Here is a 24,731-nt window from a genome sequence, read left to right on the forward strand (position 1 = left end):
CCTTCCGAGTCCGGAAACTTGTACCCCTACTTTCTCTGACAGCTTCAAAAGGCGATCAGGCGGCTACAAAAGGCGGGAATCTGGGATGAAATCCTGAAGCACGTAAGTTTACGTACAGACTCTACTTTCATCCGGGTATTAGCATTTTTCAAGCATGTCCTAGACTACTCTATAGTTTAGTGACAAGATCAGCTACTCCTTTCCATATCTCTATAGGTGTTTCATTTGCTCAAAAAATTACTACATAGTTATCTGTGAGTATCACTAACTTACGTGTCCCGGCTAAATTTGGCGTTAAGTCGCCGAATTGGTTGGACGCGTTTTTTTATTTACTGGCACCAAGCAAGCGGGTTACGGGTACCAAACCGGGCGAAATCAATGAGGCCGAAAATGCCTAAGACAGCAGTTTTAAGCTTCGGAGGAAAGAATTGCCCAGTTTTTACCGGGCGAAGGATTGACAAAAGAAAGGTAATCTTATATTTTGTACCTAAGAATAATTTTTGCCTATGAGAAACAATATGTCGTACGTAACTAATTGTTTCCTGTGGTAAACAATCGGCAGGTGCCATTCGCCGTGAGACGAAAACACAAAAAAGGAGGAGATAAAGGGATGAACAAAAACAAGGTACACAAACGGAGGACCCAAAGGACAATAACAGCCTGGCGAGGGCTGGCGCTGACAGCCATCGTCTGTCTGGCCATGGTGTTTACCGCCTGCTCCGCTAATGACTCAACGGCGCAAGGAGCCAACTCCAAAGGAGGACCGCTGAAGATTGTTACCACCATAGCGCAGATCGCCGAACCAATTGCCGTGATTGGAGGCGAACATGTGCAGGTGGAGAGTCTAATGGGGCCGGGAGTGGACCCTCATTTATATACGGCCACTCAAGGGGATATCCGCAAGCTGGATAACGCGGAAATGATTTTGTACAGCGGCCTGCATCTGGAGGCTAATCTGGTGAAGGTGTTTGAGGAGATTGGCAAAAACAGACCGGTGCTGGCGCTAGGAGATGTAGTCCCCGAGGAAAAGCTGCTGAAGGACGAAAACGGGGCGGTCGATCCGCATATCTGGTTCGATATCGATTTGTGGAAGGCGGCTTTGAATGCCGCAACCGAAGAATTGAAGCAGGCGCGTCCTGAACACGCGAAAGATTTTGAGGCGAATCGTGAAGCTTATTTTGCCAAAATGGATGGACTGAAGCGGGAGTCGGCGGAGAAGCTAAGCCGCATTCCTGAAACGAAGCGGATGCTCGTAACCGCGCATGATGCATTTGGCTACTTCGGGCGGATGCTGAATCTGAAGGTAGTTGGATTGCAGGGACTGAGCACGGAAGCCGAAATCGGATTGTCGGATATCGAAGAAACGGTGGAACTGCTGCTCGAACACCAGGTTCCTGCCGTATTTGTTGAAAGCAGCATCAATCCGGCTTCCATCAACGCAGTGATCGAAGGCGCGAAGAAACGGGGGCTTCAGGTCGAGCGGGGCGGAGAGCTGTTCTCCGATGCGATGGGTAAACAAGGAACGGCTGAGGGAACGTATCTCGGGATGTACCGCCACAATGTCGAGACCATTTTTACAGCGTTAAGCGGGGAGGGGCGGTGAAATGAATAACGAGCATGCGTCAGAAGGAAAGGGCGAAATGAATAACGAGCATGCGTCAGAAGGAAAGGGCGAAATGAATAACAGGCATGCGTCAGAAGGACAGGGCGCAATGAATAACGAGCATGCGCTTCAAGTCAGCGGCGTAAGCGCCTCTTACCGCAAGACAAAAGTGCTGGACCGCGTCAGCTTCACCATCGCTCCCGGAACGCTGACGGCTGTCGTCGGTCCAAACGGAGCGGGGAAATCAACGCTGCTCAAAACGATGCTGGGGCTGCATCCGCATCTGACGGGAACCGTCCGTTTTTTCGGAATGGAATATAAACAGACGAAAGGCCGGATCGGCTATGTTCCCCAGCGCGGTTCGGTGGACTGGGATTTTCCGACCGACGCGCTAGATGTGACGCTGATGGGACTGTACGGCCGGATCGGCTGGCTGAAAAGACCGGGGCGGCGGTACAAGGAGCAGGCGTTGGCTGCGCTCGATCAGATGGGAATGGCCGACTACGCCCGGCGGCAGATCAGCCAGCTCTCCGGCGGCCAGCAGCAGCGGGTATTCCTGGCCAGGGCGCTGGTGCAGGACGCCGATTTGTACCTGCTGGATGAACCGCTGGCCGGGGTCGATGCCGCGACGGAACGGGCGATCATGACCACCCTTGACGTGCTGAAATCCAAAGGAAGCACCGTTATGGTGGTGCATCACGATTTGCAGACGGTGGAGGATTACTTTGATCATGTCCTGCTCCTGAACCGCACCGTCATTGCGCACGGTCCGGTGGCAGAGACCTTCACGCCTGCGAACCTGGGCACCACTTACGGCGGGGCGATCCGATGGATGGAGGAGAAGCTAGGATGAATCTGATCTCTTATAATGCGCTGTGGGTGCTGGTCGGCACCTTTGTGCTGGGGCTGGCCTCCGGCATGATCGGCTGTTTTGCATATTGGAAGCGTCAAAGCCTGATGAGCGACGCTTTGTCCCATGCGGCGCTGCCCGGCGTAGTAGCGGGCTTTGCCGTTCTAGGCTATAAGCACCTTCCCGCGATGATCCTCGGAGCTGCGATCAGCGCGCTGCTGGGTGCGCTGTTGATTCAGTGGATCCGGACTTCCAGCCGGATCAAGGAAGATACGGCGATGGGCATCATCCTGTCCGTATTTTTTGGACTTGGCATCATGCTGCTCACCTTTGCAAACCGGATGCCCGGCGGCAATCAAAGCGGGCTTGACAGCTTCATCTTCGGCCAGGCGGCCTCAATGGTCGGCCCGGACGTCACCGTGATGAGCACGCTGGCCATCGTTGTGCTATTGGTCGCCTGCATCGCTTTCAAGGAATGGAAGCTGTTTTTGTTTGATCCCCAGTTCGCTCAGGGGCTCGGGTTATCCGGGCGTCTGATGAATACGGTGTACTTAAGCGTGCTGGTGTTGGTGATCGTAGTTGGCATCCAGGCGGTCGGCGTGGTGCTCATGGCGGCACTGCTTATTATCCCCAGCGTCAGCGCCAGATACTGGACGGATTCGTTCGCCGGCATGGTGCTGCTGTCCGGCCTGTTCGGAGCCGTGTCCGGTCTTGCGGGTACACTGCTTAGTCTGCTTGGCAGCGGCTGGCCGACCGGACCTTTTATTGTAATTGCCGCAACCGTCCTGTTTGCCGTATCGCTGACCTTCGGCCTGCGCAAAGGATTGGTGGCCGCCTGGATCGTCCGGCGTTCACAGCGAGCCGAAGCGCTGCAGCGGCCCGGTCTCGCCCGCAGCGCCGAAGGAGGCAGACCGTGTTGACCTATACCGGCTGGATTTTGTTAACGGCAAGTCTTGTAGGTCTGTCCTGTGGCCTAGTCGGGACACTGCTGATCCTCAGACGTATGGCGATGATGGCCGACGCGATCAGCCATACGGTGCTGCTTGGCATCGTTGTTGCTTATCTCGTCACACGCGAGCTGAGCGGGATGCACATGCTGATTGGAGCCGTCGCCGCCGGGCTGCTGACCTCCTTGTTTGTACAGTGGCTGCATGCCCGGGGCGTGCAGCAGGAAGCGTCAATTGGCGTGGTATTCACCGCGATGTTTGCCGCCGGTGTGGTGCTGATTGCTACGCAGGCAGGCAACGCGCATCTGGATGTGAAGCACTCCTTGATGGGCGAAATCACCTTTATTCCGTGGGAAACTATGGATCTTCCCATACTAGGCGCGGTGCCCGAGGCCGTTGTCCTGCTTACCGGCGTGCTTGCCGTTATTGTGATGGTGCTTATGCTCTTTTATAAAGAGTGGAAAATCACCTCCTTTGATCCGGCGCTTGCCGCCAGTCTCGGCCTTCCGGTCGCACTGATGCAATACGTATTCATGTCGCTCGTGTCGGTGACTACGGTCGCCTCGTTTGATGCAGTTGGCGCGATCATGGTGGTAGCCATGCTGATTACGCCTGCGGCTGCCGCTTATCTATGGACAGACCGGCTGTCCATAATGATGGTTCTATCCTCTGTATTTGGCGTATTGTCCGCCTTTATGGGATATGCGGTAGCGGTTTGGCTGGACACCTCGATTTCCGGCTCGATGGCATTCAGCACGGGGCTGGTGTTTCTGCTTAGCTTTCTTTGCTCTCCAAAACACGGTTTGGCATTCAGACGCAGCCGGCTCCAGGCGGTTAAGAAAGGAGGTTAACCCATGCCGACTCCCGGAAGAGAAGATTATTTGAAACAAATCTATCTGCTTACGGAGGGAGGCGGGGAAACCCGGATTAAGGAAGTGGCAGCCGCGTTGTCTGTTCAGGCGTCTGCCGCGTCCAAGATGGCGAAGAAGCTTGGGGAAGCCGGTTATCTGAAATACGAGAAATACGGCCGTGTATCGCTTACGGACGAAGGCCATCATGCCGGAAAGGAAATCGTGGAGAAAAACCGGATGCTTGCGGAGCTGCTCCGGCAGCTTGACGTGCCTGAGGACAGAGTCGCGGCCGAAGCGGAAGGCATGGAGCATCATATCAGTATGGACACGATCCGCAAACTCCGCTATCTGGCCCGCGGCATCCGGAGCGAATTGTCCGTGCGAAACGACGGAGGAAGGAAAGAATCGGATAAGCAGTGAAATTAGGCGCCGTCAGCGGCGTTTTTTTCTTTTTACCGGCAGGCGCACACGGTCTGCTTTTATCTTTAAAACAAGCTCAGCATGAATTTTATATGCGTATTTCCCTGAAAAGCTCCTTAATTTAGCAATTTAGCAGGCGGGGAGGGCAGGCCAAAAAACCGGGATGGAAGAAGGCATAGCATTTGGAAGGAAATGAACGCATTTTATGATTATGGAGTGGATTTGGCGCAGCAACGCACGCTTTTTTTCGTGAATAACGTGGAAAACGGTCATTTCTCCGCTTTGCTGCAATAAAACCGGGATGATAAACTGCATAAAGTCACTAAAATTGAAAGCGGTAAAAAAAGCTCCGGCGGGAAGGATCTGCCGGCCGCATCGGGGTCCGCCGCCGCAGGCGGATTGCCGGACGGCCCGCGAGAGCCGACCCGCCGGTCTTGACCAGAGGAGGAGAGACATGGAAGTGCTCAGGCAACTGCGGGGCTTTTATCGGGAGAAGCTTCATTATCTTATTCTTTCGATCGTTTGTTTAGCCCTGGCAACGGCAGTGGGGCTGATTACCCCCAATCTGCTTAGAAAACTCATCGACGAAGCGATCGAACCGATGCAGTTCGACAAGGTCCCGCTGCTGGCCCTATCGGTGCTTGGCGTGGTGTTCGTCAAAGCGTGCCTGCAGTTTGCGCACGGATTTTTTGGAGGGAGACTCGGCAACTATCTGGCTTACCGGCTGCGCAACGCCTGCTATGAGAAGCTGCAGTTCCTTTCATTCCGCTATTACGACACGGCCAAGACGGGAGACCTCATGTCCCGCTTGACGGGCGACCTGGAAGCCATCCGCATGTTTATCGGGTTCGGGTTTGCCCAGCTGCTGAATGTGCTGTTTATGGTGGTGTTCGGTTCGATTGTTATGTTCTCGATCAATTGGCAGCTGACGCTGATTACACTTGTTACGATGCCGTTTCTGGCGGCAGTCGCTTTCCGCTTTGAATCCAAAATCCACCCGGCCTTCCAGGAAATGCGGCTGGCGATGAGCTCGCTGACCACAGCGGTTCAGGAGAATGTCACCGGGGTGCGGACGGTCAAATCGTTTGCGAGAGAACCACATGAAGTGGATAAATTTTCACACCGCAACGAACGGTACAAAAACAATCAGATTTTTGCATCCGGGCTGTGGAGCAAATTTTTCCCGGCGATGGAGCTGATCGCCTGCGTCAGCGTTGCGATTCTGCTTGGGGTCGGCGGCACACAGGTGATTCGCGGGAATATGTCGCTTGGCGAGCTGGTCGCTTTTTTCAGCCTGATCTGGTATATCATTGGACCGGTGTGGGGCCTTGGTTTCCATATCAACAACTACACCCAGTCCAAAGCTTCCGGCGAACGCGTGCTGGAGGTGCTGAATCACCAGATTGACGTCCGCGACGCAGACGGCGCCAAGGATCTGGAGCCTGGGGAAGTGCGGGGCCATGTGGTATTTGATCACGTTACTTTTGCATACGGGAACAAAATGCCGGCGGTCGTCGACATTAATTTTGAAGCGAAACCAGGCAGTGTCATCGGATTCCTCGGCGGTACCGGCTCGGGCAAATCGACGATTATCCAGCTGCTGATGCGGGCTTATGATGTCAATGAAGGCCGGATTGTTCTGGACGGCAGTGATATCCGCGAATATGCGGTCCGGAGTCTGCGTTCGCAGATTGCTACGGTATTCCAGGAGACGTTCCTGTTTTCCTCGTCCATCCGCAACAACATTTCTTACGGGTTAAAAAATGTCTCGATGGAGGAAATCATCCGTGCGGCCAAGCTGGCTAAAGCGCATGATTTTATTATGGAAATGCCGGACGGCTATGAGACCGTCGTCGGTGAGCGGGGCATGGGCTTGTCGGGCGGGCAAAAACAGCGGATCGCCATCGCGCGTGCGCTTTTGACCAATCCGCGGATTCTGATTCTGGATGATGCAACCAGCGCCGTGGATATGGAGACGGAGCATGAGATCCAGAGCGGATTCCAGGAAGTCATGCGGGGCCGGACGACTCTGATTATCGCCCACCGGATTTCGTCGCTGCGGCATGCCGACGAGATTATTGTGCTTGACCAGGGGCGGATCACCCAACGTGGCAAACACGATGAGCTGATTCAGGTTCCGGGTGTTTATCAGGATGTGTACCGGATTCAGTACGCGGATTATTTGGCCCGGTCGTCGGGAACGGAAGGGGTGTGAAGCGGCGATGAAAACGGAAACAAACGGAGCCGGAGCAGCCGGAGCGAAGCAGCAGTCTTCTTCCGGGGAGGCAAGGGAACGGTTCGTCTACAAGGATGACGATGTCATCGACAAAGCGTTTGACTGGAAGCAGTTTACCCGGCTGTTCGCTTACATGAAACCTTATGCGAGGCAGATGCTCCCGCTGGTTGCGGCCATGATGGTGCTGGGAACGGTCACGAAGCTGACCGTTCCGTACCTCATGAGCGTGGCGATCGACCATGCGATCGCGCCGGAGAACGGGAGCCCAAGTCTATCTCTTTTGTACTGGATTACAGCGGGAGTCATTGGACTTTATATCGTGCAGTGGATCGCCGGCATCTTTCGGATCAAATACACGAATATAATCGGACAGCGGGTCATTTACGATCTCCGGGCCCATTTGTTCAAGCACATCCAGAAGCTGTCGTTTAATTTCTTCGACAAACGTCCCGCGGGTTCGGTGCTGGTGCGCGTGACCAATGACATTAACTCGCTGCAGGATCTATTCACCAACGGGGTCGTCAACCTGATGGTTGACTGTGTACAGCTGCTCGGAATTGTCGTGATTTTGCTGATGATAAACTGGCAGCTTGGCCTGGCCGTGATGGTCACCGTGCCGATTATGTTTTTTGTCTCGACCAAGCTGCGGCAAAAAATTCGGATCGCCTGGCAGGACGTCCGGATGAAAAACTCGCGGATCAACTCGCATTTAAATGAGTCCATTCAAGGCATCCGTGTTACGCAGGCGTACACACAGGAACAGGAGAACATGGCCTTTTTCGACGGCATGAACCGGGACAGCAAAAAATCGTGGGACCGCGCGTCAGCGATGAACCAGGCGTTTGGACCGATCATCGAGCTTACGGGGGGCTTCGGCACACTGATTCTGTTCTGGCTCGGCGCGCACATGATTCAGGAAAATCTGCTGACCGTAGGCCTGCTTGTTGCCTTCAGCAACTATGTGAGCAATTTCTGGGACCCGATCAACCGGCTGGGCCAAATGTACAACCAGCTGCTGGTGGCTATGGCGTCGTCGGAGCGGATTTTTGAATATCTTGACGAGCAGCCGGCCATCCAGGATAAACCGGGAGCCGTGCCGATCCCGCCAATCCGCGGGGACATCAAGTTCGAAAACGTAGTGTTCGAATATGAAAAAGGACGCGCCGCGCTCAAAGGCATCAGCATGGATGTCCAGGCGGGACAGTCGATTGCGCTTGTCGGCCATACAGGCTCGGGGAAAAGTACGATCATCAACCTGATCGGACGGTTTTACGATATCACAAGCGGCCGGATTACGATCGACGGCATGGATATCCGCGACGTGACGCTCAGCTCGCTGCGCGGCCAGATCGGCATCGTGCTGCAGGATACGTTTATTTTCTCCGGCACGATCCGGGACAATATCCGCTTCGGCCGGCTGGAGGCGACGGACGAGGAAGTGGAGCAGGCGGCCAGAGCGGTAGGGGCGCATGAGTTCATCGTCAAGCTGCCGGGCGGGTACGAAACCGAGGTGGAGGAGCGGGGCAGTGCGCTGTCAATGGGACAGCGGCAGCTGCTGTCATTTGCCCGGGCGCTGCTGGCGGACCCGCGTATCCTTATTCTCGATGAAGCGACGGCCAGCATCGATACGGAAACCGAACTCAAGATTCAGGAGGCGCTGAAAATTTTGCTGAAGGGCAGAACCTCTTTTATCGTCGCTCACCGGTTATCGACCATCCGCCACGCTGACACAATTATTGTGCTGGATCACGGAGAAATCAAGGAAGTGGGCAACCACGCCGAATTGACTTCACGCGGCGGGATCTATAACGGGCTGATCGAAGCGCAGTTCCGGTTTTTGTAAAATAAAATCAGAAAAACCCGGGAGATTGAGTTCTCCCGGCTTTTTGCCGTTCTCTACAGCTTTTCCGTTACGCTTTTTTTATTTCAAACACAAACCGCCACGTTGCCGTGTTGCCCGAATAACGCCCGCGGTTTTCGGTTACGGTGACATCCAGCGTTTTTTTGACCGTGTTTTTGCCAAGTGAGGAGAGTTTGACGGTGGCTTCGCTGGAGCCTTCCTCCGGAACCTTGTCCTGTTCCTGGGCCTCTGCCGTCAGTGTGATTTTGCCTGAAGCCGGAACGCTTACGGTGACGCTGTCGCCCTCTTCAATCTCTTCACCGTCCACGTAACCTCCCCACCACCACTCATTCCCGACGTGCTGATTGTCGATCAGCTCGGCGCTGACGAAGGTGACTTCCACCTTCTGCTTCTTCTCCGCGGCAAGTGCCGGGTGGGACAGGAGGGTGATCCCCAGCATCGTCACCAGTGCACAGCGTACAAATCGTTGGATCCGCATATATACAATTCTCCCTTCTGCTTAGTACTAGTGCAGCCTACGAACTAAATATATAGACTAGTGCTGCAGTCAGTCGTTGAAAAATGTCATATTATAGAAAATTGTAGGGAGAGCGCTGTGCGGTGAATGCAACCCCTTGAACCTGGTGCGGCAGGAAACCATTGTAACCGGTGGGAGTCCCAAGCGGAATAACCTAAACTCCGACTGGCTGACAGGGCTGGGATCGGATATAATAAAAGGCCTGCCAGATCCTGGCCGGGTATGTGCAGCAAGTCACAGCAGTTGAGGAAAACTCAAACAGCAAAACGGCCCCTCCCTCCGGAGCAGAGGGAGAGGGCCGTTTATGGTGTCTATTCCATATAAATCTCCACGATGGAGCAGTCCCGCTGGGCTGAAAGATCAAGAAAGCCGCCCCGGTCCAGGCGAAGGAGCGGACGAAATGCGTCAATCGGATTATTCATGATAATGACGCCCGTGTCGCCGCTGCTCAGCAGCACCCGCTTCCCGATAAAGCTAGGCAGCAGATGATGGATCAGCGCCTGTACGGCACGGCCGTTCAGCTTGCCGAAGCTCATGCTGTGCAGCTCGCGCAGCACGCCGATCAGTTCTTTCTTCGACTGGTAGACGCGGGCGGTGGTCATTGCGCTGTAGACATCGGCGACCGCGGCAATCTGGGAAAAAGGATGGATGTCAATCTGCTTCATCCCCGCGGGGTAACCCGAACCGTCTTCGCGTTCGTGATGCTGCAGCGCCGCCAGAGCGGTCGGCAGATCTGACATGGAGCTGCGGATAATTTCGTAACCAAATTGAGTATGTAATTTCATTTCATCAAATTCTTCGGGGCTCAATTTACCGGGTTTGTTCAGCAAAAAAGGATCGATCTTGCACTTGCCGATGTCGATCAGATAACCCGCACGGCTGATGGCATAGCTCTCCTGTTCGGTATATCCCAGCCATTTGGCAATATAATAAGATAGCATCCCTACCTGCAGCGAGTGATTATAGGTATAATCGTCGTCGCGTTCCAGCAGAAGGAGAAGGGTGACAACGTCTTTGTGTTGATCCAGGGTGGTTAGCATGGGCTGCAGCGCGTCATCTACCACCGTACGGTTAAACTTCCCGCTTGCCAGCGCTTCCAGATAGATGGACTCAAATCCGTCGATCATACTGTCGAATCCTGCCGATACTTCTTCCAGTGCGGCGGTGCGGGCCAATTGAGGCGGCGGGGTCTCAGGATCGATATCCACATAGTCGACGCCGTGTCTGACAAGCAGGGAGATTTCGAGAGGCTGCAGCTTGGTTCCTCTAGGCAGTACGTGAATCCCTCTGGAACTGAACGTGTCGTCTTTCAGACAGTCTCCGGGCTTCAAATCTGTGACATGAACTCTCAAGTCGATTTCCACCTTCTGCTAGTAATTTGTTATAGCATAGCAAGAATAGGGAGATTTTTCAACGATTTATAAGACTAGAGATTCATAAAAATACAGGCCGCAGACGCTTTTCAACGCCAAAATACGACAGAATCAGGCCAATCGGCCCGGGATGATTTGTTCTGTCTGGTATGGCGATATCGTGAACAATTTCGGAGGGGGAAAAGGGAGTGCGGCGGAAGGGGTAAATTTATAGAAATGCTGCGCTGTGCAAGTGGTGAGAAAAAGTCCGGGAGATTCGTTTACAGCGCGGGGCATAAAAAAACAGGCCTTTAGGGCCTGCTGGTTAAAAAAGAAAGAATAGAGGATTCCCGCCTGTACACTAGGACTGGAGAGGGTGCTTCCATTCCTGCGACTCATCGCCGATGTCTTTCTTCCAGATCGGGACCATCCGCTTCAATTCCTCGATAGCGTAGCGGCTGGCCTCATAACAGTCGTTCCGGTGCGGCGCGGACACGGCGATCACAACGCTCGCCTCCATCAGCCCGACCCGGCCTGTGCGGTGATCAATGGCGCAGCGGGCGTTCCAGCGTTCCCGGACCACACCGCCGATTTCTTCCAGCTTGGACAACGCCATCGGCACATAAGCTTCGTACTCCAGCGCGACGGTCCGCTCGTCTCCGGTCATTTCCCGGGTAGTGCCGACGAATACAAGCGAAGCCCCGTGATTGACGTCCAGCACCCGGCCCAGGATTTCGCCGGGATCAAGCGGATTGCCGGAGATGCGGTACAGGCCGTCCGCCGAACTTCCTTCCTGCGGGGAGGCTTCTCCGCCGGAGACGGGCGGGATGAGGGCGACCTCCGCCCCTTCGGAAATAAGCAGGTCGTCCGGTGCGTATTCGCGGTCCACTGCGATCAGTGACACACGGATTTGCGAAGCGGCATCGGGATACGAAGCGGCGAGTAGCTCCTTCAGCCGGCCGGCAGTCAGCACCGTCTCTTCAGCGGCGTGAAACGGCAGCGAAGAGGCTCCCATAACCTCGGCAAGCCCGGCGAATAAGCGGATTGTAATATGCATGTCAGCTTTTCCTCCAACGGATAAATATAGTGACTCCAATATACCATAATGACGGTGAAAATGTTATGCTAGGCTCTATAGAACAGTACCCGAAGGACGTACGGGACGGGAGGGAGACGGACAACCATGATGCAAGCGGCCCGGCGGTTGACCCTGCTGCATACTAACGATATCCACAGCCACTTTGAGATGATGAGCCCGGTCTCGGCCGTACTTGCCGAAGCGCGCAAAGCTGCGGGAGATGAACCGGTGGTGGTGCTGGATATCGGTGATCACATGGACCGTGCCGCGGTCGAGACCGAAGGATCAATGGGTTTGGCAAATATCGATATTCTGAATCTTACCGGTTATGATGCTGTAACGCTTGGCAACAACGAAGGGCTGACCTTTCCGGCGGATGTGCTGGAAACGGCTTATGCATCGCTGCATTGTCCGGCCGTCTGCTGCAACCTGGTGCTTGCCGGTTCCGGCGAGCGTCCAGGCTGGCTGAAGCCCCGTCTTGTGATTGAGCGCGGCGGAATCCGGATCGGCATCACGGGGGCGACGGCAGCGTTTGCCCCCTTCTATGCGCTGCTCGGCTGGACGGCGCTGGACCCTGAGGAAGCGCTGCGCGAGCAGTGCCGGCTGCTGGCGAAAGAGTCCGACATCGTTGTTGTGCTCTCCCATCTCGGCTTGCCGGCGGATGAATTGCTGGCCGCCCGCCTCGATGGCGTGCACGCCATCCTTGGGGGGCACACACACCATGTGCTGGAGCAGCCGCTGTTGATCGGCGGAACCGCAGTATGCGGGGCCGGCAAGTTCGGCCGCTATGTCGGGCGTGTCGTGTTCGAACGTTCGGGGGAAGACGGACGGTTCCGGTTCGCGGAAGGCGGCTTGCTCCCGGTGGATGCAGCGCTGGTAGACCCGCCGGTGGCCGCCGCGGTATCGGTGCATTTTGAACATGGCCGGGAGACGCTGGAAGAGACCGTAGCCGTGACCGACCGGGAACTGCCGGTTGGGTGGCAGGGCGAATCCTCTTTTGCAAATCTGCTGGCCCAGGCTGTGCGTATATTTACGGGAGCGGAGCTGTCGCTCGTCAATTCGGGGCAGCTGCTCGGGTCCCTGCCACGCGGCAACGTGACGGCCGGTATGCTGCATGGATTATGTCCGTCGCCGATCAATCCGTGTCTCATGCTGCTTAGCGGCGCGGATATCCGTCTGGCAGCCGAGCAGAGCTTGACCGAAGTTTACTGGAACCGGCCGATTTTCGGCTACGGCTTCCGCGGCAAGGTGCTCGGATCGCTGGCTATTGACGGCATGACCGTCCGGTATGAGGAACAGCCGGGCGGTGATTTATCGATCCGCGAAATTCGGGTCGGGGGCCTGCCGCTGGATGACCGGAGGCTTTACCGCGTAGGAACGCTGGACATGTTCACCTTCGGCTCGGGATATGAGAGCATTGCCCACGGCAGCCAAGTCGAATACTTGCTGCCGCATTTTCTGCGCGACCTGCTGCGCATGGAGCTGCAGCGTCCCGGGAGTCTAGATGAGGCGGACCGCCGCCGCTGGACACCGGTCCGGAGCGGGAGCGGGTGAGGCGCTCCGTCAGCAGCAGGGGCGAGGCGGTTCGTCCGCCGCCCGCTCCGAACGGCTGCAGCGCTGCGGTCATGCGGCATGCATAAGCACCAAGGCGGGCTTATGGCGCCGTTTTTTAAGTGTCTCAATAATGAAGCAAAGGTACACGAAAGAATCTAGGAGGTTGTCATGGACACATTAACTGCCATCATATTGGCTATCGTAGAAGGCATCACCGAATTTATTCCCGTATCCTCCACCGGTCACATGATTTTGACCGCACAGCTGCTCGGATTTGAGGAGCAGACGCCAATCATGAAGACGTTTGAGATTGTTATCCAGCTTGGTGCGATTCTGGCGATTGCGCTCTTTTATTGGCGCCGGGTGCTCGATTTGCTCGGCATCAAACGTTCGCAGGACCGGGGCGGTGTCGTCCCCCGTTCAAGGCTGAATCTGCTGCACATTATTCTCGGCATTGCGCCGGCGCTTGCGGTCGCTTTTTTTGCCCGGGATTTCATCAAAGGCCTGTTCAGTTCCTCCACGGTGTTGTGGGCGCTTGTAGCAGGAGGGGTGCTGATGATCGCCGCTGAATGGTTCAACACACGAAAAGCGCGCATCACCGCCCACGATCTCGACGATTTATCTTACGGCCAAGCCCTTTCGATCGGTTTGTTCCAAATTATTTCCGTACTGTGGCCCGGTTTCTCCCGTTCCGGCTCGACGATTTCCGGGGGAATGCTCAGCGGTGTCAGCTACAAAGCATCGGCCGACTTTTCGTTTATCATCGCGATCCCGATTATGTGCGCGGCTTCAGGATATGAACTGCTGGATGCCTACCGCGATTTCACTTCGGATACCATCGGGATTTTTGCCATCGGATTTCTGATTTCGTTTGTGGTCGCGTATCTGGTGGTGCTTGTATTTATGCGCTTGATCCAAAAAATCCGTCCAACTCATTTCGCCATTTACCGCTTTATTCTTGCCGCGGTGTTCTGGCTGTTTATTATGAAATAAACGCCGGCAGCCGATATAATAAGAATAATGCGCGCTTGCCTTGGACAACGGTATATACGGCGTAATACATAAAAAAGTGCATAACCCAACAGGTAATTACCGCAAGGGGCAGGAGTGAGGCAAGTTGCGTTTGGTATCCGTATCCCGGCTGCAGGAAGGCATGCGGCTGGGCAAAAAAATATATAACGACGACGGGCTGGTGCTGCTGGCGGATGGTGTGGAGCTGACTTCCTCGCTGATCCGGCGGCTGAACCGGATGGACATTGGTTACGTGTATGTCGAAGATCAAGCCACCGAAGACGTGGAAATCCCGGAGCTGCTGCATGACGAGACCCGGAGCGAGGCGCTGAAAGCGATTCGCGGCCAATTCCAGGAAATGTCGCATGCTTCGGGAATTATGAAAGGTTTTTACCATCTCGGCAAAAAATTCTCGGGCGTCATGGACAACATTCTCGATGATCTTGCTTCCCAAGAAGAGCCGATGATTATGCTGCATGATATGAATACCGCGGACAATTATTTGTACGTGCATTCGCTGAACGTATGCCTGTACACGCTGGTGCTGGGCATTGCGCACGGCTACAGCAAAAGCGAGCTGAAGGTGCTGGGCCTTGGCGCCCTGCTGCACGACATCGGCAAAACCCAGATCCCGACCCGGATTGTCCACAAACCGGGCAAGCTGGACGACGAGGAATTCCGGATCATGCAGTCGCATACGGAAATCGGGTTCCGGATTTTGAAGGACGAGCCGAACATCCCGCTGCTGGCCGCCCATTGTGCGCTGCAGCATCATGAGCGGATCAACGGCACGGGGTATCCCCGTAAGCTAAAGGGCGATGAAATTCACGAGTATGCCAAATGGCTGGGTGTTGCGGATTCTTATGATGCGATGACCTCCAACCGGGTCTACAAAAAAGCGATGCTCCCGCATCAGGCCGTGGAAGCCCTCTATGTCGGATCAGGCACGCTGTATGAGCAGAAACAGCTGGAGCTGTTCCGCGACCGCGTCGCCATCTACCCGCTTGGCGTTTCGGTTGCCCTCAGCAACGGCTACCGGGGCGTAGTAGTCAAGGTGGATCCCAGCACGCCCCACCGGCCCGTAATTCGGGTGCTGGAGGGGCCGGAAGGGGAATCCGTGTCCCCGTTTGAGCTGGATCTGGCCAAGTCGCTGTCCGTTGTCATTTCCGGTGTCGATGAACAAATAATCGAGAAACAACCCCGTTAAGCCCCTCCTTTAGGCCCTGCCGGCCATGGGGGCGCGTGATAGATGCAGCGAGACGCCGAAAACCCCTAGCAGGAGGACGGCGGCGGCGCTGCATGTTTTTTTGCGGCCCGTATTGCTCCTGAATGGAACGTGCGCTTGGCGGGGTCTATGGGTTATGATAGCAGGAAGGAATCCGAAGCTGTAAGCAAGACCCGCGGTTTCGGTTAATAAAAGAGAAAGCGAAAGCTTCCGGTGCGCTGACAAAAAAGCGCATGGGAGGCGCGGTTTTAGCCAACGCTAGAAGGAGTTAACGTATATGAATACCATTCAGTCCATTCATTCCGGCAGCCGGGAGCTGTCTCCCGCCTACGATCCATGGGACCCAATTCTGTCGCTTCGCACGCACGGACGGCATGTGCTGACCAGCGTGGAGATGACGGTCACCAATCTGTGCAACATGCGGTGCGAGCACTGCGCCGTGGGCGACAGCCTGGTTATGAAGGAAGGAGCGATGCTGCCGCTTCAAAACATGCTGGACGCGCTGGACCGGGTGGAGCATCTGCAGACGATCAGCATCACGGGCGGAGAACCGATGTTCCGCGCAAGCACAGTAGACGACATGATCGTCCCGCTGCTGAAATACGCCAAAATGCGGGGAATCCGTTCGCAGATCAATTCCAACCTGACGATGCCTTATGCTCGTTATGAAAAGCTGCTGCCATACCTGGACGTTATGCATATTTCCTTTAACTACACCAGCGCGGACGATTTTCACGAAGTCGGGTTTGCGAACAGCGGTCACCCTGTGGCCAAGGAAGCAGCCGTCCGGCTCTACGACACGATGCTGGACAATTCCCGCCGGCTGAGCGAGGCGGGAATGTTCATCTCCGCCGAGTCGATGATTAATTACCGGACACACCGGAAGCTGCCGGAGATTCACCGGCTCATCCGCGAAATGGGCGCGAAGCGGCACGAGGTCCATCCGATGTACGCGTCCAACTTTGCGGCTTCCCTGCCAGTGCTGGGACTGGATGAAATGGCTGCCGCCATTCACAGTCTGCTGGACGTGCGGGACCCGGAGATGTGGATGCTGTTCGGCACGCTTCCATTTTTTGCCTGCAACGGCAAAGCGGAGGACCAGGCGCTGATCCGGCGGCTGCGCCAGGAACCCAATGTCACAGTCCGCAACGACCCGGACGGACGCAACCGGGTGAACGTCAATCTGTTCACAGGCGACGTGTTTGTCACGGATTTTGCCGACATCCCGGCCTTTGGGAACATTGGGGAACGCAGTCTGGACGCGATTTTTGACTCCTGGCTGAACGACCATCCTTTGAACCGCAAGGTAAACTGCCACTGCGACGCCGCCGGCTGCTGCGGACCCAACCTGCTGGTAGCGGATATGTATTACAAGGATGTTGACTTTAAACAGAGAAAAGCGATCACTTTGTAGAATCGAGGCGTTGCTGTTGTGCATACGGAATTTCACGTAGGGAGCATTCTTCTGAATCTTCTGATTGTCATGGTGCTCGTGTTTTTAAACGGCGTATTCGTGGCGGCGGAGTTCTCGCTGGTGAAGGTCCGGCAGTCGAGACTGACACAGATGGTTACCGAAGGGAACAAGCTGGCGAATTACGCGCTGAAGGTGAACCGGCGGCTCGATGCCTATCTGTCCGCCACCCAGTTTGGCATTACGCTGGCATCACTGGGTCTCGGCTGGGTTGGCGAGCCGGCGGTATCCGAGCTGATTGTCGAGCCGCTGATGTTCAAGCTCGGCGTTACCGATGAAACGCTGATTTCTACTGTCGCAGTTGTGGTCGGCTTCTCCATCATTACGTTTTTACATATCGTGCTTGGAGAACTCGCGCCAAAATCGCTGGCGATTCAGAAGACGGACGGCACTGCGCTGCTTTTGTCCGCGCCGCTGATGTTTTTTTATAATGTGTTTTTCCCGTTTATCTGGGTGCTGAACGCTTCGGCAAACGGGCTGCTCCGTCTTGTGGGGGTGGAGCCGGCGAGCGAAGCGGAAGCGGCGCACTCGGAAGAAGAAATCCGGATTCTGATGAATCAGAGCGCCAAAAGCGGTGTGATCGATCAGGAAGAAATGAAGCTAATGGACAATATCTTCGAATTCTCGGATCTCCTTGCCCGCGAGGTCATGCTGCCGCGGACCGATATGGACTGTCTTTATACAAATCTTTCGTTTGAGGAAAATATGCAGGTTGTCCGCGACACCAAACATTCGCGTTATCCTGTGGCGGTGGAGGACAAAGACCGGATTATCGGCTTTGTGCATATAACGGACCTGCTCCTCGCGCCGCCTGAGCAGCAGAACGATCTCGTTTCACTGGTACGTCCGATCCCGAACGTGCCGGAGTCGATGGAGATCAGCCATGTGCTGCGGCTGATGCAGAAAGCCCATGCCCAGATGACGCTGGTTGTCGACGAATACGGCGGAACGGCCGGACTGCTGACAGCGGAAGAGATTCTGGAAGAGATCGTCGGCGATCTGCATGACGAATTTGAGGACGAGCGTCCGGAGGTCGAAGTCGAAGGCGATACCATGTCCGTCAGCGGGCGGATGCTGATCGAGGAGATCAGCGAGCTGACCGGCGTCGTGATCGAAGACGAAGAAGTGGATTCCATCGGCGGCTGGCTGTTCAAGGAACTGGAAGGTTCGCCGCAGAAGGGCAAGCAGGTGGTCGTGGACGATGTGATTTTTGAAGTGGAGGAGTCGACGCGGCTGCGGATCATGCGGGTGAAAATCCATCATAAACCGGTAGACAAGGTGCAGGACGAGCAGGGCGCCGGTGACGAGGACGAGCAGGATCGGGGACGGGAATCGTAAGACCCGGCCGGCGTCTTAGCCCCGGCGGTAGGCTTAGCCACAGGAAGCTGGGGCAGCTGCACCAAGTCCGGCCAGCTTCTGATGTGCCCTGGCGTGGAGTCGCTCCGCTGAGGACAAGCAGCAGGTTTCTGTGCACCGCTGGGAACAAGCAGGAGTTTACGCACTGCTGAGGATAAGCAGCAGGTTAGTGCGCCAATAAAGACAAGCAGGAAGGGACGGCCCCAGGGCTGTCCCTTTTTGCGTATAACGGCAGGAGCGGTAAAGGAGCGGTGGGAGGTCAGCAGGAGCAAGGAGCAAGAGAGCGGGGGAAAAGCGGTACAAGGTACCGGCTTGGTTTGCCGCCGGGGCAAGGGAGGCTTTTTCCGTCAATTACAGTCTAATACGGCGGGCAGGCTCATAAATTAATTACGAAGATAGCTGCTGTGAGCAGGTAAACGTTGAAGGAGGGAAACCATGTATTCCCAAGAACGTGTTTGGAAACCGTACCGGGGACCGTTTGATCCATGTCCGCCCATCCCGTATAAAACGTATGTCGTCCCCCCAAATCAGTACATCGGGTTTCAGCCGCCCGACCTTCCCCAGTTCAGTCTCCCCGAAGCGCTGAGAAAGGGCACGCTGTGGCCTGCGCTGTTCAGTCCTTACCGGTCCAAAGCCTGCGAAGGAGGCGTATAGCATGAGTATGGAAGCCACACCCACACCGTGCGATGAACGTTTTTATGAGCTGCTGGAGCAGCTGCAGACGCTGGATTTTGCGCTGGTGGAGTTGAATTTGTACCTGGATACGCATCCGGAGGATTTGCGGGCGATTCAGCAGTTTAACCAGCTGACCCAGGAGCGGACCCGGCTGGCTAATCATTTTCAGGAGTTGTACGGCCCGCTGCAAAATTTCGGCAGAGCTTTTTCCAGATGCCCCTGGGAGTGGAGCCAGCCGCCTTGGCCGTGGCAGGTGTAACAAGCTGGAAGACGTGACAGCGGTGGTTGAAAGCCCTGGTCTGTGTTGGCGGGCGAAAGAGGGCATGGCTCGTGGCAGCGGGAGCGAAAAAAGCCAAGGGCTATGTGTATGGCGGCAAGCAGGGGAGGCGTAGTCTGAGGCAGCGGGTATGCAAGAACCTGCGCACAGCATGCCTTTCGTAACATCCGGGCAGGGGATTTTTCCTATGAGGGGCCCTGCCTATATTGCGGAAACGGACAAGTAAGATAAAGTACCGTGGGGAGGAATCCAATCGATGTGGGTTTATGAGAAAAAGCTGCAGTATCCCGTACGTGTCAGCAAATGTGATCCCCGGATGGCCCGCTATTTGATGGAGCAATACGGAGGGGCGGATGGAGAGCTGGCTGCGGCGCTGCGCTACTTGAACCAGCGGTATACAATCCCGGACAAGGTTATCGGACTTTTGAACGATATCGGCACGGAGGAATTCGCTCATTTGGAAATGATTGCCACTATGATCTACAAGCTAACTAAGGATGCCACCGTAGAGCAGCTGGAGGAAGCAGGCCTTGGGGCGAATTACGCCCAGCGCGACCATGCGCTGTATTATCAGAATGCGGCGGGAGTCCCCTGGACGGCGGCTTATATTCAGGCGAAAGGCGACCCGCTCGCCGATCTGTACGAGGACATCGCAGCCGAAGAAAAGGCCCGGGCCACCTACCAATGGCTGATCGATATGACCGATGACGTGGACTTGCAAGACAGTCTGAAATTCCTGCGTGAGCGGGAGATTATCCATGCGCTGCGGTTCAAAGAGGCGGTCGAAATTATTAAGGATGACCGGGATCAGAAAAAGGTGTTTTGAGGCTGAAAACCATCAGGCGGATTACGGCGAACGATTCATCCGCCGGATAGAGGGGCTGTCCCATAAAGTCATGTGGCGACGCGGGGCCGCCTCTTTTTTTGTGAAATCACAATACACCGGTTCAGCAACCAGTTACTGTCAGGGGATAATCTAATAATGTGACTGCTGTTGTTTAAGTTGTTGACAGAATATTTGCGCATATCTTATATTGAAGTTAACTAATAATTACCAAATGCGATGAAGAGGACAAGTAGATCCGGAAGCGCCGTTCAGAGAACTGCCGGTTGGTGCGAGGCAGCGGTGATCCGCATCAAAAAATCACCTCAGAGCTGGCCCCCGAATTATAGTAGACGGGCCCGGGATTCTACCGTTACAAAGAAGCATCGTTGTTGGGCGATGGCTAAGAGGGCGTTTATTATAAACGTCAACCAGGGTGGTAACGCGGAGCAACTCCGTCCCTAAGGGGATGGGGTTTTTTTGCGTCTTCATAAATTAATAAATTGGGAGGGTTATCGAAAATGCAATTCAAGTTGTATACGGATGTGCATGAGTTTTACTATGATACCTATGATGTACTGATGCTTCATGAAGCACAAAATTTGATTCCGCTTGGCAATATCATAATTGGGCATGAAGGAAAAGACAAAACAGACTGGCGTGATCCTGTAAATTGGCTTATGGCAACGATTTCGGATGCTAAGGGTATACAGCTTACCGCCATTATGACGCCCCCGCATAATATTACGCTTTATGCAACAGACAACATCATTAACCCGGAAGCTGTAAACTATTTGATCGACCAGCTGAAAGACCGTGAAATCCCAGGTGTGATGACCGAAAAAACCTTAGCAGCGTATTTTGCCAAAGAATATACCTTGCGCAAGGGGATAACCTATAAAACCACCATGAGCCAACGTATATATGAACTTACGGCAGTGAACCCAGAGATTCAAAAGGTTGGTAACGTTCGATTGCTAAATGAAAAGGATATGCACTTTTTCCCATACTGGGCGGAAGCATTTAATGCAGCGGGGAGTTATGGCAAAACAGAAATGTACATCCCGCAGGATGCAGACCCTTACCTCTACCGAATAGCATCGAAAAAACTCTATATTTTAGAGGACAACGGGAAACCTGTATCTATGGCAGGGTATACAAGGGAAATGCAGACAGCAATTGGCGTGGCATTTGTATACACCCCTCCATATGAACGCAGCAAGGGTTACGCTACTTCAATTGTGGCGCAAATAAGCCAGCTGGCATTGGATAAAGGGTTTACTAAGTGTGTTTTATATACGGACTTAGCCAATCCTATATCTAACAGTATCTATCAAAAGATAGGCTATAAGCCCATTTGTGATTCGCTCCAGTTAAAATTTGAATAGCAGATTCATGCGCACACATAACAACAGGCCAATGACATCCCGTCATTGGCCTGTATGTTTTAATATTACAGCTGAGCCCTAATTTCAGAGCAGCCTATACGGCCGATTGGTCAAGCTACACAATCCTTTACGCTGTCGCTTCACGAGGCCATGCAATCCTATACATGTGCTTCACACGGCTACACAATCAGCTCAAATTTGTCGCCCAAAATAAGCTGTTTGGAACGGTGGATTTTATCCCCGTCGGGATTGGATACCGTACTTTTGATGCTTAGCAGGGGATGGCCTTCGTCTATATTCAAATAAGTGGCTACATCAAAGCTGGCGTATTCCATTACGATATATTTTCTCGCATGCCCGAATGATACTTTGTATTTGGTTCTCAAGATTTCGTACAGTGACTTATCGTTCAAATCCTCATTCAGCAGAAACGAATAAGAAGAAGGAAACCGCGAATATTCCACGGATATCGGAACGCCGTCGGCGTAGCGGATACGCTCGATATTGATCACCTTGTCGCCCGGCTTCAGCCCCAAATGGTCTTGATCCGAAAGGGTGGCGTCTTCAATCACACATTTAATAACTTTGGCCCCCGGGGTTTTGTTCTGCAATCTGCACGTTTCACTGAATCCGATGGTCTCGGCGACGTTTTTCTTGATTTTGTCTTTGGTGATAAAGGTGCCTTTGCCCGGAATGCGCACCAGATAGCCTTCGGAGGTAAGCGAGTCGAGCGCGGCGCGAACCGTGACCCGGCTTACCTGGTTGGCCTCGCTGAGCTCCAGTTCGGTAGGCAGTTTGTCCCCTGGCTTTAAGGTGCCGTTATGGATGGAGTCTAATATTTTTTCCTGAAGCTGTTTGTATAAAGGTGAGGATTCGGAATGGTCAAGCATGGATTGTCCCTCCAACGTCTGAAATCAAATTAGTTATTAAGGCGTCCCGGTTTATGCAGGGGACGGATCATGAATACTGATGAACGGTTTCTGTGAACCGCATCTGCATACAAATGTATTATATTGTTTTATCTCTGCATTTCTATATTATAACAATCTGCACCATTTGTTAACACTTTCTCCCCAAATCTAAGCTATTCGGGCGGAAATGTAACCTTGCAAAAGCCGAAAAAAATAAATTATAAAAAAATGAAAGCCCTCTCTTGCCTCATGTATTGCTTTGTGTTATTGTATGGTCATAACATTCCAATACAAAAGCCGGCGTGGAATGAATGACCAAAAAAAGATCATACAAGAGGAGAGAAACAGCGACCATGAAACAAATTATCGAACAAATCGTGGCGGACAAAAAAGAGGTTGGCGGCATCAAGCAGGTTTATTACGCGGCATGCGGCGGATCTTACGGAGCGTTTTACCCAGCCAAAACTTTTCTGGAGAAAGAAGCCAAAGACATCAAAGTAGGCCTCTATAACAGCAACGAGTTCGTGCACAACACACCTAAAGCTTTTGGCGAAAATTCGGTACTGGTCGTTGCTTCCCACAAAGGCAACACCCCTGAGACGGTAAAAGCGGCGGAGATCGGCAAAAAAGCTGGCGTACCTGTCATAGCGCTGACTTGGATCGAAGATTCCCCAATCACGCAGTATGCGGATTATGTGGTTAAGTACTCGTTTGGCGAAAACAAAGACATTGCCGGTGAAAAAACCATTCAAGCCCTGTTGACGGCGGTAGAGATTTTGAATCAAACTGAAGGCTATGAGAATTACGATAAATTCCTGGACGGTGTATCGAGAATCGACCGGATTGTGAAGCAGGCCTGCAAGCATGTAGAGAAACGCGCTGTGACCTTCGCAAAAAATCACAAAGACGATTCCGTTATCTACACCATGGCCAGCGGAGCGGGCTACGGCGCAGCTTACATGGAAAGCATCTGTATCTTCATGGAGATGCAGTGGATCAACTCCGCCAGCATTCATTCCGGCGAATATTTCCACGGTCCGTTTGAAATTACGGATGCCGAAATTCCGTTTGTTATCCAGGTATCCGAAGGCAGCACCCGCCCGCTGGACGAGCGCGCGCTTAGCTTCCTGAACCGCTATGCTAAACGGGTCGAAGTGCTGGACGCTAAAGATCTGGGTCTGTCCACGATCGACAGCTCGGTTGTCGACTACTTTAACCATTCCCTGTTTAACAACGTATATCCTATTTTCAACCAGGCGCTGGCTGTGGAAAGAGAGCATCCGCTTACCACGCGCAGATACATGTGGAAGGTTGAATATTAATCGTTACGCATTTCAGCAGTTTTTAGAGGGGATACGCGAATGAACTCATATAAAGTCATCGGTATTGGCGATAATGTAGTCGATAAATATGTCCACCAGGGTATCATGTACCCTGGTGGGAATGCCTTGAATTTCTGCGCGTACGCCACCATGTGCGGTATGGAGTCCGCTTACATGGGGAAATTCGGCAGTGACGAAGTCGCCCGGTACATTCAGCAGGTGCTGGATGAGCTGAAGATTGACCGCAGCCGCTGCCGCAGCTATGAAGGGGAAAACGGGTATGCGCGGGTTACGCTGGAGAACGGCGACCGTGTGTTTCTCGGATCCAACAAAGGCGGCATCGCAAAGGAAAAGGCATGGGATTTTTCCGCAGCCGATTTGGATTACATCAGACAATTTGCTGTGATTCATACAAGCCTGAACAGCTATATTGAGCAGGACTTGGCTGTTCTTCGGGAGAGCGGTGTCCCGGTTTCTTATGATTTTTCCGTCCGCTGGAACGACGAGTATCTCCAGCAGGTATGCCCTAATATCGACATCGCGTTTCTGTCCTGCAGCCATCTAACGGCGGAAGAACGGGAGCGGGAAATGCGCAAGGCGCAGCGTCTCGGCGCCAAAGTGGTGGTCGGAACGGTAGGAGAAGATGGTTCCTATGCGCTCATCGGCGATCAATGGCTGTACCAGCCAGCCGTTACAACGGATGCGGTGGACACGATGGGGGCGGGCGATTCTTACATTACGGCTTTTCTCGTGGAGCTAATCCGGAATTCCAAGGACGGCCGCATTGATTTTGGGCAGGAGGACGAGCTCCTTCGGCATATCAAAGCAAGCATGGATAAGGGAGCGGAGTTTGCGGCAAAAATTTGCCGGATAAACGGAGCATTTGATTTCGGAACCCCGCTGGTCTAAACGGCCGGCGGGGGACTCCACCCCCTGTCACAATAATGTAAGCGTATTCAGAAAAGAGAAGCTGCAATTTGCAAACAGAAGCCGCGGCTAATGA

Annotated in this window: 22 protein-coding genes and 1 other annotated feature; of the genes, 18 read left to right on the top strand and 4 right to left on the bottom strand. The window is 53.9% G+C overall.

Annotation, left to right across the window (positions count from 1 at the left end; genetic code table 11):
- Positions 1 to 610: 610 nt before the first annotated feature.
- The 7 genes from ACE6ED_RS02570 (at position 611) to ACE6ED_RS02600 (ending at position 8,750) form a co-directional block, all read left to right on the top strand.
- Positions 611 to 1,603, top strand: a complete 993-nt coding sequence (locus ACE6ED_RS02570; RefSeq protein ID WP_410825399.1) for a metal ABC transporter solute-binding protein, Zn/Mn family — start codon at positions 611 to 613, stop codon at positions 1,601 to 1,603.
- Positions 1,604 to 1,712: 109 nt separating this feature from the next.
- Positions 1,713 to 2,456, top strand: a complete 744-nt coding sequence (locus ACE6ED_RS02575; RefSeq protein WP_410825608.1) for a metal ABC transporter ATP-binding protein — start codon at positions 1,713 to 1,715, stop codon at positions 2,454 to 2,456.
- On the top strand, positions 2,453 to 3,373 hold the full coding sequence (locus ACE6ED_RS02580) for a metal ABC transporter permease (protein WP_410825400.1): 921 nt from the start codon (positions 2,453 to 2,455) through the stop codon (positions 3,371 to 3,373). The genes ACE6ED_RS02575 and ACE6ED_RS02580 overlap by 4 nt, the downstream gene beginning before the upstream one ends.
- Complete coding sequence (locus ACE6ED_RS02585) at positions 3,370 to 4,251, top strand: metal ABC transporter permease (protein WP_410825609.1); 882 nt, start codon at positions 3,370 to 3,372, stop codon at positions 4,249 to 4,251. Before ACE6ED_RS02580 ends, ACE6ED_RS02585 begins: the two co-directional genes overlap by 4 nt.
- A gap of 3 nt (positions 4,252 to 4,254) precedes the next feature.
- Positions 4,255 to 4,671: a metal-dependent transcriptional regulator gene (locus ACE6ED_RS02590; RefSeq protein ID WP_410825401.1), complete on the top strand. Its 417-nt coding sequence runs from the start codon at positions 4,255 to 4,257 to the stop codon at positions 4,669 to 4,671.
- Positions 4,672 to 5,125: 454 nt separating this feature from the next.
- Positions 5,126 to 6,886, top strand: a complete 1,761-nt coding sequence (locus tag ACE6ED_RS02595) for an ABC transporter ATP-binding protein (protein ID WP_410825402.1) — start codon at positions 5,126 to 5,128, stop codon at positions 6,884 to 6,886.
- A gap of 7 nt (positions 6,887 to 6,893) precedes the next feature.
- Positions 6,894 to 8,750, top strand: a complete 1,857-nt coding sequence (locus ACE6ED_RS02600; RefSeq protein ID WP_410825403.1) for an ABC transporter ATP-binding protein — start codon at positions 6,894 to 6,896, stop codon at positions 8,748 to 8,750.
- 67 nt (positions 8,751 to 8,817) lie between these two features.
- Here the strand turns inward: ACE6ED_RS02600 and ACE6ED_RS02605 are convergent, their stop codons facing one another.
- The 3 genes from ACE6ED_RS02605 to ACE6ED_RS02615 all read right to left on the bottom strand — a co-directional run bounded on the left by ACE6ED_RS02605 (position 8,818) and on the right by ACE6ED_RS02615 (position 11,694).
- The gene (locus ACE6ED_RS02605) at positions 8,818 to 9,246 is read right to left on the bottom strand and encodes a hypothetical protein (protein WP_410825404.1); all 429 of its coding nucleotides are present in this window, start codon (positions 9,244 to 9,246) and stop codon (positions 8,818 to 8,820) included.
- 350 nt (positions 9,247 to 9,596) lie between these two features.
- Positions 9,597 to 10,637: an HD-GYP domain-containing protein gene (locus ACE6ED_RS02610; protein ID WP_410825405.1), complete on the bottom strand. Its 1,041-nt coding sequence runs from the start codon at positions 10,635 to 10,637 to the stop codon at positions 9,597 to 9,599.
- 361 nt (positions 10,638 to 10,998) lie between these two features.
- A complete protein-coding gene (locus tag ACE6ED_RS02615) occupies positions 10,999 to 11,694 on the bottom strand; it encodes a molybdenum cofactor biosynthesis protein (protein WP_410825406.1) in 696 nt (231 codons plus the stop codon).
- Between the two features lie 126 nt (positions 11,695 to 11,820).
- Here ACE6ED_RS02615 and ACE6ED_RS02620 point away from each other — a divergent pair, with 126 nt between their 5' ends.
- The 9 genes from ACE6ED_RS02620 (at position 11,821) to ACE6ED_RS02660 (ending at position 21,495) form a co-directional block, all read left to right on the top strand.
- On the top strand, positions 11,821 to 13,269 hold the full coding sequence (locus tag ACE6ED_RS02620; protein WP_410825407.1) for a bifunctional metallophosphatase/5'-nucleotidase: 1,449 nt from the start codon (positions 11,821 to 11,823) through the stop codon (positions 13,267 to 13,269).
- Between the two features lie 168 nt (positions 13,270 to 13,437).
- Entirely contained in the window at positions 13,438 to 14,262 is an 825-nt protein-coding gene (locus tag ACE6ED_RS02625; protein ID WP_410825408.1) for an undecaprenyl-diphosphate phosphatase, read from the top strand.
- A 124-nt stretch (positions 14,263 to 14,386) separates the two neighbouring features.
- The gene (locus ACE6ED_RS02630; protein WP_410825409.1) at positions 14,387 to 15,487 is read left to right on the top strand and encodes an HD-GYP domain-containing protein; all 1,101 of its coding nucleotides are present in this window, start codon (positions 14,387 to 14,389) and stop codon (positions 15,485 to 15,487) included.
- Positions 15,488 to 15,782: 295 nt separating this feature from the next.
- The gene (gene yfkAB / locus ACE6ED_RS02635; protein WP_410825410.1) at positions 15,783 to 16,919 is read left to right on the top strand and encodes a radical SAM/CxCxxxxC motif protein YfkAB; all 1,137 of its coding nucleotides are present in this window, start codon (positions 15,783 to 15,785) and stop codon (positions 16,917 to 16,919) included.
- Between the two features lie 69 nt (positions 16,920 to 16,988).
- On the top strand, positions 16,989 to 18,314 hold the full coding sequence (locus tag ACE6ED_RS02640) for a hemolysin family protein (protein ID WP_410825610.1): 1,326 nt from the start codon (positions 16,989 to 16,991) through the stop codon (positions 18,312 to 18,314).
- Between the two features lie 453 nt (positions 18,315 to 18,767).
- Complete coding sequence (locus ACE6ED_RS02645; protein ID WP_410825411.1) at positions 18,768 to 18,986, top strand: spore coat associated protein CotJA; 219 nt, start codon at positions 18,768 to 18,770, stop codon at positions 18,984 to 18,986.
- A gap of 1 nt (position 18,987) precedes the next feature.
- The gene (locus tag ACE6ED_RS02650; RefSeq protein WP_410825412.1) at positions 18,988 to 19,266 is read left to right on the top strand and encodes a spore coat protein CotJB; all 279 of its coding nucleotides are present in this window, start codon (positions 18,988 to 18,990) and stop codon (positions 19,264 to 19,266) included.
- Positions 19,267 to 19,540: 274 nt separating this feature from the next.
- On the top strand, positions 19,541 to 20,110 hold the full coding sequence (locus tag ACE6ED_RS02655; protein WP_410825413.1) for a manganese catalase family protein: 570 nt from the start codon (positions 19,541 to 19,543) through the stop codon (positions 20,108 to 20,110).
- A 228-nt stretch (positions 20,111 to 20,338) separates the two neighbouring features.
- Positions 20,339 to 20,573 (top strand) — a binding site (T-box leader).
- 55 nt (positions 20,574 to 20,628) lie between these two features.
- Positions 20,629 to 21,495, top strand: a complete 867-nt coding sequence (locus ACE6ED_RS02660) for a GNAT family N-acetyltransferase (RefSeq protein ID WP_410825414.1) — start codon at positions 20,629 to 20,631, stop codon at positions 21,493 to 21,495.
- A 179-nt stretch (positions 21,496 to 21,674) separates the two neighbouring features.
- Here the strand turns inward: ACE6ED_RS02660 and ACE6ED_RS02665 are convergent, their stop codons facing one another.
- Positions 21,675 to 22,385, bottom strand: a complete 711-nt coding sequence (locus ACE6ED_RS02665) for a GntR family transcriptional regulator (RefSeq protein WP_410825415.1) — start codon at positions 22,383 to 22,385, stop codon at positions 21,675 to 21,677.
- A 374-nt stretch (positions 22,386 to 22,759) separates the two neighbouring features.
- Here ACE6ED_RS02665 and ACE6ED_RS02670 point away from each other — a divergent pair, with 374 nt between their 5' ends.
- Positions 22,760 to 23,728 (top strand): SIS domain-containing protein, encoded by a 969-nt coding sequence (locus ACE6ED_RS02670; RefSeq protein ID WP_410825416.1) that lies wholly within the window; start codon positions 22,760 to 22,762, stop codon positions 23,726 to 23,728.
- A 39-nt stretch (positions 23,729 to 23,767) separates the two neighbouring features.
- Positions 23,768 to 24,637 carry a fructoselysine 6-kinase gene (locus ACE6ED_RS02675; RefSeq protein WP_410825417.1) on the top strand — a complete coding sequence of 290 codons (870 nt, stop codon included), beginning with the start codon at positions 23,768 to 23,770 and terminating at the stop codon, positions 24,635 to 24,637.
- Positions 24,638 to 24,731 lie beyond the last annotated feature (94 nt).

The sequence above is a fragment of the Paenibacillus nanchangensis genome (assembly GCF_046543445.1).
Classification (GTDB): domain Bacteria; phylum Bacillota; class Bacilli; order Paenibacillales; family Paenibacillaceae; genus Paenibacillus_AQ; species Paenibacillus_AQ nanchangensis.